Annotated in this window: 9 protein-coding genes, 1 tRNA gene and 4 pseudogenes; 6 read left to right on the top strand and 8 right to left on the bottom strand. The window is 50.5% G+C overall.

Going from position 1 to position 12,235, the window contains the following annotated elements; all coding sequences use genetic code 11:
- Positions 1-6: 6 nt before the first annotated feature.
- Positions 7-585 carry a D-sedoheptulose 7-phosphate isomerase gene (lpcA, locus tag LU633_RS05290; RefSeq protein ID WP_016193132.1) on the bottom strand — a complete coding sequence of 193 codons (579 nt, stop codon included), beginning with the start codon at positions 583-585 and terminating at the stop codon, positions 7-9.
- 213 nt (positions 586-798) lie between these two features.
- On the opposite strand from lpcA, the pseudogene LU633_RS05285 reads away from it, so the two are divergent.
- Together LU633_RS05285 and LU633_RS05280 are read left to right on the top strand one after the other, a co-directional pair.
- Positions 799-1,577 (top strand): annotated as a pseudogene (locus LU633_RS05285) (acyl-CoA dehydrogenase family protein); the annotation flags it as partial.
- A 109-nt stretch (positions 1,578-1,686) separates the two neighbouring features.
- Positions 1,687-2,335, top strand: a pseudogene (locus LU633_RS05280) (IS5/IS1182 family transposase); the annotation flags it as partial.
- Between the two features lie 74 nt (positions 2,336-2,409).
- Here LU633_RS05280 and mtnK read toward each other — a convergent pair.
- The gene (gene mtnK / locus LU633_RS05275) at positions 2,410-3,609 is read right to left on the bottom strand and encodes an S-methyl-5-thioribose kinase (protein WP_016193128.1); all 1,200 of its coding nucleotides are present in this window, start codon (positions 3,607-3,609) and stop codon (positions 2,410-2,412) included.
- Positions 3,610-3,757: 148 nt separating this feature from the next.
- Between mtnK and mtnA the strand changes: the two genes are divergently transcribed.
- Positions 3,758-4,789: an S-methyl-5-thioribose-1-phosphate isomerase gene (gene mtnA / locus LU633_RS05270; RefSeq protein ID WP_016193127.1), complete on the top strand. Its 1,032-nt coding sequence runs from the start codon at positions 3,758-3,760 to the stop codon at positions 4,787-4,789.
- A 256-nt stretch (positions 4,790-5,045) separates the two neighbouring features.
- On the opposite strand, the pseudogene LU633_RS05265 reads toward mtnA, so the two are convergent.
- From LU633_RS05265 to dnaQ, 4 genes and pseudogenes are all read right to left on the bottom strand, one after another.
- A pseudogene (locus tag LU633_RS05265) lies at positions 5,046-5,517 on the bottom strand (1,2-dihydroxy-3-keto-5-methylthiopentene dioxygenase).
- Positions 5,489-5,942 (bottom strand): annotated as a pseudogene (mtnC, locus tag LU633_RS05260) (acireductone synthase); the annotation flags it as partial. The pseudogenes LU633_RS05265 and mtnC, both read right to left, overlap by 29 nt.
- Before the next feature lie 463 nt (positions 5,943-6,405).
- Positions 6,406-6,482, bottom strand: a tRNA-Asp gene (locus LU633_RS05255).
- A 122-nt stretch (positions 6,483-6,604) separates the two neighbouring features.
- Positions 6,605-7,339 carry a DNA polymerase III subunit epsilon gene (gene dnaQ / locus LU633_RS05250; RefSeq protein WP_016193123.1) on the bottom strand — a complete coding sequence of 245 codons (735 nt, stop codon included), beginning with the start codon at positions 7,337-7,339 and terminating at the stop codon, positions 6,605-6,607.
- Positions 7,340-7,390: 51 nt separating this feature from the next.
- Between dnaQ and rnhA the strand changes: the two genes are divergently transcribed.
- Complete coding sequence (gene rnhA / locus LU633_RS05245; protein WP_016193122.1) at positions 7,391-7,858, top strand: ribonuclease HI; 468 nt, start codon at positions 7,391-7,393, stop codon at positions 7,856-7,858.
- On the opposite strand, the gene LU633_RS05240 is transcribed toward rnhA, so the two are convergent.
- On the bottom strand, positions 7,843-8,580 hold the full coding sequence (locus LU633_RS05240) for a class I SAM-dependent methyltransferase (protein WP_016193121.1): 738 nt from the start codon (positions 8,578-8,580) through the stop codon (positions 7,843-7,845). The two genes, rnhA and LU633_RS05240, sit on opposite strands and share 16 nt — an antisense overlap.
- A 45-nt stretch (positions 8,581-8,625) precedes the next feature.
- Here LU633_RS05240 and gloB point away from each other — a divergent pair, with 45 nt between their 5' ends.
- Together gloB and mltD are read left to right on the top strand one after the other, a co-directional pair.
- The gene (gene gloB, locus LU633_RS05235; RefSeq protein WP_046372212.1) at positions 8,626-9,381 is read left to right on the top strand and encodes a hydroxyacylglutathione hydrolase; all 756 of its coding nucleotides are present in this window, start codon (positions 8,626-8,628) and stop codon (positions 9,379-9,381) included.
- A 69-nt stretch (positions 9,382-9,450) separates the two neighbouring features.
- Positions 9,451-10,839 carry a murein transglycosylase D gene (mltD, locus tag LU633_RS05230; protein WP_040465928.1) on the top strand — a complete coding sequence of 463 codons (1,389 nt, stop codon included), beginning with the start codon at positions 9,451-9,453 and terminating at the stop codon, positions 10,837-10,839.
- Positions 10,840-11,198: 359 nt separating this feature from the next.
- On the opposite strand, the gene LU633_RS05225 is transcribed toward mltD, so the two are convergent.
- Entirely contained in the window at positions 11,199-12,005 is an 807-nt protein-coding gene (locus LU633_RS05225) for an endonuclease/exonuclease/phosphatase family protein (RefSeq protein ID WP_040465927.1), read from the bottom strand.
- Between the last annotated feature and the right edge of the window lie 230 nt (positions 12,006-12,235).

Genomic DNA, 12,235 nt, shown 5'->3' with positions numbered 1-12,235 from the left:
GAACCTTTATGCCGCCATCTCTTTTTCGATAAGCAGAATCAGGATATGGATCACTTTGATATGAATTTCCTGAATGCGGTCGGCATAGCCAAAGTGCGGCACGCGAATATCCACATCGGCCATACCCTGCATTTTTCCACCGTCTTTACCAGTCAGGGTAATCACTTTCATTCCCTGCACCCGGGCCGCTTCGATCGCTTTAATCACGTTGGCAGAGTTCCCGGAAGTCGAAATTCCCAACAGCACATCGCCCTGCTTACCCACTGCATCCAGATAGCGCGAAAAGACATGATCGTAACCGAAATCGTTGCTGACGCACGAAAGATGGCTGACGTCAGAGATGGCAATACCAGGATAGCCCGGACGGTTTCCGCGATAGCGCCCAGTCAGCTCTTCGGCAAAATGCATGGCATCACAATGCGAACCACCGTTACCACACGAAAGCACTTTTCCGCCCGCTTTAAAAGAATCGGCGAGCAGTACGGCAGCACGCTGGATTGCGTGAATATTGGCGTCATTACTCAGAAAATTATTCAGCGTATCTGCTGCTTCGTTAAGCTCGGCACGAATGATGTCCTGATACATAGGGGAGTCCTTTAAGGTGAGATCGGCGCCAGTTTATCAAGTTGCAGACCAGGCGAAAAGCGCCCTCTGCCAGCGGTGGTGTCCCTGGACCCGCGTGTTATACGGACAGCGATCATTATTGTAATAATTATGTAAACACATTACTAACAAAATACATCTCATCTAAACCTGTAGCTAACAGGTCAGACCATTTTCCATTTCCCGGAGAAAGATATGATGGTTCTCAGTTGCGTGACGACAATTGCGCTGATTGGCGCACTGTTTTATCACCGCATAAATTTACTGTTCAGTAACCTGATTGTGCTGCTCTGGAGTGCGGCAATGGCTTCTCTCTGGACACCGTGGTTACTGATTCCACTGGTTATCATCCTGCTGCCCCTGCGCAGAGTCATTTTTTCCAAACCCGCGCTACGCACCTTTAAAAAAGTGATGCCGCCCATGTCGCGTACCGAAAAGGAAGCCATTGATGCCGGAACAACCTGGTGGGAAGGCGATCTGTTCTGTGGACGTCCAGACTGGCAAAAGTTACACCGCCACCCGCAACTCCATTTAACCGCGGAGGAACAGGCATTTCTCGACGGGCCAGTGAACGAAGCCTGCCGGATGGCGAACAATTTTAAAATTACGCATGAAATGACCGATCTGCCGCCTGGGCTATGGGTTCATCTTAAAGCACATGTTTTTTCGCCATGATCATCAAAAAAGAGTACAGCGGCCTGGTGTTTTCCGCCTATGTGCAGAGCCTCGTGCTGCAAAAACTGGCAGGGATTTCAGGTATTCTGGCCATTACCGTCGGCGTGCCCAACTCCCTTGGTCCCGGCGAACTGCTGCAACACTACGGAACCAAACAGCAGAAAGATCACTACCTGCCCCGTCTGGCGCACGGTCAGGAAATTCTCTGTTTCGCCCTGACCAGCGCGAAAGCAGGTTCAGACGCCGGAACCATTCCAGACAGCGGCGTCGTCTGTATGGGCGAATGGCCTGCATCTGAAAACCCAGACGGTGGCTCCGGTAATTGCCGGAGGAATTGCTTCGCACCCCGGACGATGCCAGCGCGCCGGAAAACAACGCCGATGGCAGCTACGAACTGGCTAAGGATGAAGAACAGCCTGTCAGTGGAATGCACTCAATGCCACAGGGATAGGTTCATCAGCTTCTGCGCCCCGGCGCTTCCGGGAACGGAGAGACGCAGGTGTCTTCGGGCGTTTCTGGCAGAACGGATTACTGGCCTGTGAACACCCGGACGGCACGGACTGCTCATGGTTGTCGGTGGATGGCGGTATGACAACATCACCGCTGCCGGGACAAAAAACAGGACGCTACCCCACGGACACAGGGAAACAGGGCGTAAAGCCCAGTCTGATGACAGATACCGGCGGGCTTCCTCTGTCACGGGGCGTCGCAGCAGCAGACAGGCATGACATCAAACTGGTGGCGGACACACCCGGTGCTCTTCAGACGGGATGCCCGGGGCAAAAACCCGGACTCTGCCCGGACAAAGGCGACGGAGCGCCCGGGCAAAACAGACCGGTTGGGCCGTCGTGACGAGCCTTATATCCCGCCCCGTAAAGAGGAATGAGATGCCAGCAAAACCACGAGCTTCAGGGCCCGTCGCCGGGCAGTCGGGAGGACGCACAGCCGGATGAACCGGTTTCGCCGGCCCCTGACCCGACGGGAAAAGACGTCTGAAAATGACGGGGCCCTGTTGCATTTTTCCTGTGGTCTGATTGTCTGGAATAAAGTCATATTGAGACAGACTCTTAACAGAGACATAAAGGAAACACATCTTCCCGGCGGCAATCCATGTCGCCGGGAAGGAAAGGATCAGCCATTCTGCCGGATGCGGGCAATCAGCGCATCGCCATCAACAATATGATCCGCCGCCAGAATCAGCGTTCGGCCAAGCGTTACCGCCTGACGCACGCACTCACTACGCATCGTCTCATCGGTGATGTTCTTTATATCTGCCACCTGTGACATCCCCACGGTACGACGAATCACTTCGGTACCTGCGAACCCCAGGGTATCACGCCAGATTTTCGTCAAAAATGCTGCCGCATAGCCGGGGCAGGCCAGCGCACGATCCTGCGTTTTTTCCTCGGCCAGTGCCAGAAAAGACCCGCCAAAACTTTGCCATAGTGCAGAAACATCGCGCAGTCGCTGTTCGCGGACGGCGTCAGCCTCACGCGGGGCCAGCAGGCCCGGTAACGCACAGTAATTGATCAACAGGTTACCCAGCGCACTGCCCACATCAAAACCTGCCGGGCCATAAAAACCAAATTCTGCATCAATGACCTTCAGGTCCCCCTCAGAAACGAAAATCGATCCGGTGTGCACATCGCCGTGCAATAACGCCTCGGTACTGGACAGAAAACGGTGTTTCAAAGTCGCAACCTTTTGCCGCAATTCCACATCGTTACGCAGCGTGGCGATCAACGGCTCCAGCGCACGGGGATAGCCATTACGCTGATGTTTTTCGTAAGGTTCATTAAAAAACAGCGCTTCCGTAATGTCGCACAGTTCCGGGTTAGTGAAGCGGATAACATCGGCTTTTTTCCGATGAGGATGCTGATAAAAATCAGAGGTGTAAAACAGTGTTTGTGAGAGGTATTTGCCCAGCTGCGTTGCCGCCTGTGGATAATCGATACCTTTAACCTGTTCACCGCGCCAGATGGCGTGGCTGGAGAGATCTTCCATCACTATGACGGCCAGCTGCGGGTCGTAATGCAGGATTTTCACTGTATGCTCCGGGCATAAACTCCCGTGAATCTGAAGCACTTCAGCTTCGATGCGTGCACGATCGAGCGTCAACGGCCAGGATTCTCCCACGCAACGAACGTAGGGCAAAGCCTGCTTGACAATCACCCGGCTGTTGCCGTCGCGGTCAAAAATTTTGAATACCAAGTTCAGGTTACCATCACCGATTTCCTGCGAGTCAACCAGACTGTCCGGGTTGTCAATACCGCCAAATTGGCGTGCATATTTCACTGCATCCTGTGCAGTGAAGGTATGATATTGCGACATTAATCCATCTCACTCAAACGTTCTGGCCTGTAAGCCGTTGGCTGGTTATCCTGTCAGGATTTTAGCGAATAAGCCATGCAGACGTCTATACATCCAGAATGCATATTGGCACAATACAGCCGCACAAGGCAACCAGGATTTAACCCTCATGCAGACGCTAAGTACAACCAGCTTACAAGTTCGTGACAATCAGCTATGGATCCTTGATCAACAGGCGCTTCCTCAGAAAAAAATCTGGTGTGCGACGCCAGATGTTGCGGAACTGGTCGGTCACATTAAAGCGTTACGCGTACGCGGTGCGCCACTGATTGGTCTTTCCTCCAGCCTCTTACTTGCATTGCTGGCAGAAAACGGCATGCCGCACCCCGCTCTGGCAGATGCGCTGGAAATACTGCGGGCGGCCCGTCCTACTGCCGTTAATCTGATGAACAATCTTGACCGAATGAAGCAGGCGCTGGCACAACGCGATTTTGTTAGCGCTCTGACTGTTGAAGCATTACGTCTGGTGGCCGAAGATAAGGCGCTGTGTGACAGTATTGCGACAGCAGGGTCTGCTTTGATAAAACCGGGCAGCCGTTTACTTACCCACTGCAACACTGGTGGTCTGGCAACAGCAGGTACAGGCACCGCGCTCGGGGTTATTTCTCGTGGCTGGCAGGAAGGAAATGTGGCGCAGGTTTGGGTTGATGAAACCCGTCCGCTGCTTCAGGGTGGCCGCCTGACCGCCTGGGAACTCGGCGAACTCGGTATCCCTTACCGACTGATTTGCGACAGCATGGCAGCCAGCCTGATGGCGCAAAAGCAGGTGGATGCGATTTGGGTCGGCGCAGATCGCATTTCAGCCAACGGCGATGTCGCAAACAAAATCGGCACCTACAGTCTGGCCGTGCTGGCCCACTACCACGGTATCCCTTTCTATGTCGCCGCACCGCGTACTACGTTCGATCCACATTGCCCGACTGGCAATGCTATTCCAATTGAACAACGTGACGCCAGCGAGGTGACGGGTGTGGCTGGCAGTTTCGGGAAAGTTCAGTGGGCGCCAGAAGGAGCGCAGGTTTTTAATCCGGCATTTGACGTCACGCCCGCAGCGCTGATTAGCGGCTGGGTCCTGGATACCGGCGTTGTCCTGCCCAGCGCGGTCAATAACGGGATTTTTGGGCTGCCCCACCAGGGCTAACGCCTTCAGTGCCAGGGCATCGGGAAAACAGAGAAGGCAGCTTTTGACGTTAGTTTCATGCAATCACCGGTCTGTCCCCGGCAACTCCGGCGTTCTGCTTTTCAGCACGAGGATGAAGTCCAGGCGATCGGTATGGTATGTCCTTACAGGCTGTCTTAATCCGCCCTCGCCCTTCTGATCCCCTCTCCGCCGCATTTAATGCTCAGGGCAAACGCGGATAGGCGTCCGTAATCTTGTTGTCGGTGAAGTTTGCAATTCAGCCTTCCTGATTATCAAAAATGCGGAGATGATCCCATATCGAACCAGTGCGGTGCGTCCGCCGGGACCGAGATCAGATCGTTTTTCTCACACAGTACCTGATAGATATGCCCGTCCAGATGCAGACAAAACAGTCCTGCACCTTCCACAAAGAAACGCACCTCATCTTCGCCGTGGGTAGGTTCAGACAGAAACTTTTCGCGCAGCGCCTCTTTCTGCGGGTTGTACGCGCGCATGCTGATGACATTCCAACTCTGATAGCCCTTTTCCGTCACCAGTTTATCAATCGCGTGCTGGCAGGCACCGATCACCGTTTCGGGCTGCGGGTTTTCGCCCAAATCGCGATCAGCTTGCCAACGTTCAAAGCGCACCTGCTTTGCATTAAGCTGCTGACGAATCGCGGTGGCACCCACACTGTGCCAGATCGGTGTGTCAGGCTCATTATCGGTAAAAATGGTCAATGCACTCATAAGGAAACAGATCCAGGTTGATTTGATCAAAACCGGCGACCTGGCGATGATGGCTTTCTGCATCCGTTTCGCCACGCAACAACTGTAAGATATTCCAGCCTGCGTCCTGTGCGACATCCAGCTCCTGGTGTATATCTGATAAAAACAGCAAATCACCCGGCGGTAATGTGACGGTAGGATTCTGTGTGCCGTTTTGCACCAACGTGGGTGTCAAAATATCCGCTAAACAGAGATGTAACATCACCCGCATCGCTGTAGCTAAATAACAATTTTTGCGCTACAACCGAGTCTGAAGAATAGACATAGAGACCAATGTACTGCACTTTCCATTCTTTTAAGGCAGGTAGCACATCGGCATAAAGATGCCCGGTAAAGCCGCCGTTTAGATAACCTTCGCGCCAGATCATCCCCTGAAACATCGTGAGCGTTTGCAACAAGCGTATCCCGGAATGCCTGATTCAGTTCTGAATCAGGCAGTTATATTGTGGCGTGAAGCAACAGAGAAATATTAGTTCATCGCAACGTTTTGCTGCTTGCCAGTCGCGGAGTCATGCAATACGTCTGTTTTGGGCAATTATTCCTGACCATTGCCGATGCTTTTTCAGAGAAAAGATGGCATGACAGCACGCAATATCCGCGCTACGTACCCTGAGGTGCGTCGACAGTCCACTGAAAATGCATTGCCCCGACAGGGACGGTATTTCGTTGCGAATAAGGGTTGAACGGCCTCTTTCTTGCCGATGTTATCTGAGACGCCAGTCAGACGAAAAGGCAAATAGAATCATTGAGCAAAAAACGGCCACGGTTCAGGCGAGAAAGCAGAGATATTATCGAAAGAGGTACAGAATGATAAAGGGCCACGCTGGCAACCATCGTGGCCCTGAATGTTGGCGGAACGGACGGGGCTCGAACCCGCGACCCCCTGCGTGACAGGCAGGTATTCTAACCAACTGAACTACCGCTCCGCGATCTGTTCCTTACGGAACGCTCCGAATACTACGGTGGGGCTTGCACTGCGTCAATGCTTTTTGTGAGGTTGCGTGCGTAAGTGGGTGTTTTTTCACCTTAGCTAATCAATTTCAGGTAGTTAAGCGCGCCACAGGCAGCTTCCGCCCTTCTTCATAACCAAATCCAGACGCGATTCATGCGCCGCTACTTCATCTGTGCTGGCGGTGACCACCCGCAATCCCGAGGTCGGACGTACAATACGGTGAATCGTATCACCACCACTTTGCTGCTGACGCTCACCTTCCATGGAAAAGGTCAGCGATGTCTGGCCGCCCGTCATTGCCAGATAAACTTCCGCCAGAATTTCGGCATCCAGCAGTGCGCCATGTAGCGTACGTTTACTGTTGTCAATTTCATAGCGCGAGCAGAGTGCATCGAGACTGTTGCGCTTGCCCGGAAACATTTTGCGCGCCATCGCAAGGCTGTCCGTAACCTGACAGAAAGCGTCCGTCCTGGGAATGTCGCGTGCCAGTTTTCCGAACTCATAATCCATAAAGCCAATATCAAACGAGGCGTTATGGATAATCAGTTCAGCACCAGTGATATACGAGATAAAATCGTCGGCAACCTCGGAAAAGGTAGGTTTATCAGCAAGGAACTCATCGGCAATGCCGTGAACACCAAAGGCTTCAGGATCGACTAACCGATCCGGCTTGAGGTAAATATGGAAGTTGTTACCCGTCAGACGACGATTTATAACCTCAACGGCGCCGATTTCTATGATGCAATGCCCTTCATAGTGCACACCAATCATATTCATGCCGGTGGTTTCCGTATCCAGTACGATCTGCCTCGTGGTATTTACTGTGTTCATAGGACCCGTTTATGTCAGACTTGGCGTTTTTCAGCAGGGAGTCTACCAGAGATGCTTAAGCAGGTAGAAATTTTCACCGATGGTTCTTGTCTGGGTAATCCCGGTCCCGGAGGATATGGCGCGATTCTGCGCTATGGTAAACACGAGAAAAACTTCAGCGCCGGTTATTACCTGACAACCAATAATCGTATGGAGTTGATGGCCGCGATTGTCGCGCTGGAAGCGCTTACCCAGCCCTGTGAAGTGGTACTCAGTACCGACAGCCAGTATGTTCGTCAGGGAATCACCAGCTGGATACACGGATGGAAAAAACGTGGCTGGAAAACGGCCGATAAAAAACCGGTAAAGAATGTCGATTTATGGAAACGCCTTGACGCAGCCCTCAGTCATCATCAGATAAAATGGGAATGGGTCAAAGGCCATGCCGGACACGAAGAAAATGAGCGCTGCGATGTACTGGCTCGCACTGCTGCTGGTAACCCCGTACAGGAAGATTCAGGCTATCAGCCAGAATCCTGATGACGATGACGCACCCGATACTGACTGGTTGCACTCACTGCCGAAGCAAGCCTTCTTTTGGCTGCAGCTTTTCTGGCAGGGTTGATCGTTAAAGGAAACGTCCGTTTACGTGCCACGACAATGCTCAGGCAACCAAGCGCAGGAAAATGTTTACTGATAACTTTGCCGCCCTGACGATTCCAGGGGAGAACCTGGAATCGTCTTTGTTCTGTCACTTCATAATTAAGCAAGCTCAACCAGTCCAGCAGGCGCATTTGGGTAAACATCCGACTGTTCCATGGTACTCGCCGATGCAGGCCGGGAATTAACTTACCCATTCCCACCAGGCTAAACGGATTAAAACCGCTGATAATAATCCAGCCATCATCAATCAGTACCCTGTCGACTTCACGAAGTACCCGATGTGGATCGTTGCTCCAGGTAAGTGAGTGCGCCAGCAGGCAAGCGTCGATGGATTTAGACTCAAACGGCAGGCTCATTGGATCAGCCTGGACGTGTAAATCTTTCCCTGTCGTGCCAACATTGACCTGATGCGATATAGCACAGCTGGTTGTATCAATTTCCGCACTCAGATGACCCACTTTTAGCAGATGGAAGCCATAAATTTTACTCAGGCATGGCTCCAGATGCCGGGTCAGTGAATCACGGTAAAAGTCCCCACATGGGATCTGAGTCCAGCTCAGAGGCACATGCCGGATTTGGCGTGTTTTAGCAGGCTTCATGCTTTACCATCTTCTTTCCATATACGACCAGTAAACGAGGCGATAATGAATCTTACCAGTATTCCAGCCCTTCAGGACAACTACATCTGGACATTGAATGACGACCATGGCGACTGCCTGATTGTCGATCCGGGAGAGGCCGGGCCGGTTCTCGCGATGTTAGAAAAACATCAGTGGCGACCAGTTGCCATTTTGCTGACTCATCATCATCACGACCATACGGGAGGTGTGGCCGCACTGGTAGAAAAGTATCCACACCTGACTGTCTATGGTCCGGCTGAAACACAGGATAAGGGGGCGACAAAGATTGTTAGTGAAGGGGATAAAGTGGCCATTTTAGGCACTGAATTTTCCGTTCTCCATACGCCAGGACATACTTTAGGACATATCTCATATTTCATGTTCCCTTACCTTTTTTGTGGGGATACAATGTTTTCTGCTGGTTGCGGAAGACTGTTTGAAGGAAGCCCACAACAAATGTTTCAATCTTTTCAAAAGATTAATTCACTTCCGCCAGACACATTAATATGTTGCGCACATGAGTATATATTATCAAATCTGAAGTTTGCTCTGACCGTTTTACCAGATAATACCGAGATAGAAAGCTACCATCTAAAAATTAAGGAGTTACGCGCAAAAAATGGTATTTCAGTGCCAACCACACTGGCATTTGAGCGAAAAATAAATGTATTTCTTATGACTCATGATATTGATTTAAAAAATAAAAAAGAAAATCAAACATCACATCAAAAGGAGTGGCAGGTATTTGCAATGCTACGCCATCAGAAAGACCATTTTTGATTTTCGGGTTGAGTTGCGTAATACGACCACGTATAGTTGCACGTCTTTTAAGCGGACTATGACAAACACATGAAGGCTACAGCGATAATAATCGCCTCGGTCTTGTTGGTTGGGTGTCAGGCGTCAAGAAATGACGCCAATTCACCTGAGCAGCATGCACAGAGTTTGTCTTCGGCAAGTCAAAGTGAAATGGCCAAAAATGCAGATCGTTTTTTGTCGCCGCGCTGGCAGGATGATGGAACAAGCCTTACGCAGCAACAGCATCTGTGGGATTTCATTAGCAACGAGCTGAAGATGAAGATTCCGGATAACGCCCGGATACGCGAACAAAAACAAAAATATTTAAAAAATAAGAGCTATCTCCACGATGTAACATTACGGGCAGAGCCGTATATGTACTGGATAGTCGAGCAGATTAAGCAACGTAAGATGCCGATGGAACTAGTACTACTACCCATAGTGGAGAGCGCTTTTGACCCCCATGCAACCTCTACTGCCAATGCCGCGGGCATCTGGCAGATAGTACCGCAAACGGGGCGAAACTACGGTTTGAAGCAAAACCAGTGGTATGACGGGCGCCGCGATGTGGTGGCATCCACTCAGGCCGCACTGGATATGATGCAGCGCCTGAATACCATGTTTGACGGTGACTGGCTGCTCACCATAGCCGCCTATAACAGCGGTGAGGGGCGCGTGTTAAAAGCGATGAAATCCAATAAAGCGTTGGGGAAACCAACAGATTTTTGGCATCTCTCACTGCCACGCGAAACGACGGTTTATGTCCCCAAAATGCTTGCTTTGGGTGACATCCTGAAAAATAACCGACGTTACGGCGTGCGCCTGCCTGAACCTGATGAGGCCCGTGCGTTAGCAAGAGTTGAAGTTGGTCAGCAAATGGCGCTGACTCAGGCTGCTGAGATGTCTGGTATGTCCCTGAACAAGTTGAAAAGCTTCAATGCAGGCTACAAACGAGGAAAAACAGCACCTGACGGCGGGCCTCAGTACATTATGGTGCCGAAGTCTAATGTGGCACAGTTGCGAAACTCGCTGGCAGCAGGTGATATTGCGGCAGTTCAGCCAACCGAACTGGCAAGTAATTCTCCAACACCAGGTTCTTACAAGGTGCAAAATGGCGATACGCTGTCAGGAATCTCTAAACACCTGAATATTTCCGTAAAGGATCTGCAACGTGTGAATAATCTTCGCGGTAGCAATATTCGACCAGGACAGACGCTGAGTTTAGGAAACGGTAGCAGCAGCAACAGACTGGCAGATAATGGCAACCGCATCACCTATACCTATAGAGTACGCAAAGGTGATTCTTTGTCCAGCATCGCAAAACGTCATGGCGTCAACCTCAAGGACCTGATGCGCTGGAATAGCAGCGATGACACCCATCTACGGCCTGGAGACAATCTGACGCTGTTTGTGAGTAATGCCAACTCACCAGACAGCTGATGATTGTTTTATCCTTAAAGCCAGTCCCTCGTGACTGGCTTTTTTGTCGCCTGTTCAAAACCTGACCGGTGAGCATTGTTGCCGCCAGGTTTCAGTGATAGCACTATTTCCAGATAGTTAGCTTTTTAATATAACAATGGCCTGTGGTTAATTTTTTTGTCTAGATTAAGCTGAGAATGCTGTCAGAAGACAGTCCATTGTCTGGATGTAATACACTTTTCCCATGACCTCCGCAGACAATCTACCCTTAAAAATTACGGATATTTTTGATACTTATTCGGATAACAGACTGGCGGGGGACCATTCGGCAATTTATGAACTTTTGTTAAGCGTTATCAGATCGCTAAATATTGACTGTATCATCTACTCAGGCACGCTTTTGTCGGAGTAAATTCCACCAGAAGCAGATTATGGTCGGAGGCACGAGTCACCAGAACACTGGCCTGATCGACACTCATATTCCGGTAAAAAACAAAATCGAGCGGACGTCCAAAAGCCTTACGCCGATAGTCATTAGCAAAACGTACTTCTTCAAGCCCCATATTACTGGCAAAAGCGTATAGCGCATTGATGCGCTGGCGGCTCCAGGCATTGAAGTCTCCAGCCATCACTACCGGCCCCCGATGATGAATAATCTGATCGCCAATCGGCCCCAGTTGCTTGCTGTATACGTCAATGCCTAAGCTAAAGTTAACCGCATGAATATTAACCACCATCAGCATTTGGCCATCGGGAAGCGGGTAAGCAGTTATCAACGCTGATTTGGCTAACCTTAAAAGAGGTTCACGCTCGCGGAGAGGGCAACAATAGACCGGATGTGCTGCGGCCAGCGTCATCACTCCAGAAGGATGCTGAGGGAGTACGAAAGCAGGCACCTGATCGGCAGCAAGATAATGTGTTGTTGCAAAACGCACCAGCTCAGGTGTGGTTTGTGCCTCTTGCAATAATACAAGGTGGGCATTTTTACCAAAACTCTCCAGAACAGAGAGCCACTCTGCACGCTGTTGTTTGAAAATATTCCACACCAGAACACGTAAAGAGGACTCAATTTTCAATGGCGTACCAGGAGGTGATGCTTTCCCAAGGTGCAACATAGCTCCAGGCGGAAAAATACGCTCTGCTGGTTGTCCCGCTACATATCGCATTGCATGAGTTTTTTTTCGCACTTTACCACCCGGTCTTAACAATCTGAAGTGACGCTATGATTCAGTTATAGGGATTTTGTACCTAAGTTTCAATCCAGGTTAGCAAATAAGCACGTCATTTCAGGTAAATATATGAAACGAATGGACGATTACTGGCAATCAATAGTATGTAAACTTAGTCATGCCAGAAGATAATAAATTGATATGAAACTTCCTCAAATCCTGCGGAGTCATCGGGTTTGATTCTGAGC

This window comes from Erwinia tracheiphila, from assembly GCF_021365465.1.
GTDB lineage: Bacteria > Pseudomonadota > Gammaproteobacteria > Enterobacterales > Enterobacteriaceae > Erwinia > Erwinia tracheiphila.
The sequence above is the reverse complement of the archived record's forward strand: the minus strand, read 5'-3'. Positions and strand labels throughout refer to the sequence as shown.

Coding starts and splice junctions, on each gene's coding strand:
- LU633_RS05240 (WP_016193121.1), bottom strand. CDS start 8,580: ATGAAGCCTGCTAAAACACGCCAAATCCGGCATGTGCCTCTGAGCTGG.
- rnhA (WP_016193122.1), top strand. CDS start 7,391: ATGCTTAAGCAGGTAGAAATTTTCACCGATGGTTCTTGTCTGGGTAAT.
- lpcA (WP_016193132.1), bottom strand. CDS start 585: ATGTATCAGGACATCATTCGTGCCGAGCTTAACGAAGCAGCAGATACG.
- mtnA (WP_016193127.1), top strand. CDS start 3,758: ATGCAGACGCTAAGTACAACCAGCTTACAAGTTCGTGACAATCAGCTA.
- gloB (WP_046372212.1), top strand. CDS start 8,626: ATGAATCTTACCAGTATTCCAGCCCTTCAGGACAACTACATCTGGACA.
- mtnK (WP_016193128.1), bottom strand. CDS start 3,609: ATGTCGCAATATCATACCTTCACTGCACAGGATGCAGTGAAATATGCA.
- dnaQ (WP_016193123.1), bottom strand. CDS start 7,339: ATGAACACAGTAAATACCACGAGGCAGATCGTACTGGATACGGAAACC.
- mltD (WP_040465928.1), top strand. CDS start 9,451: ATGAAGGCTACAGCGATAATAATCGCCTCGGTCTTGTTGGTTGGGTGT.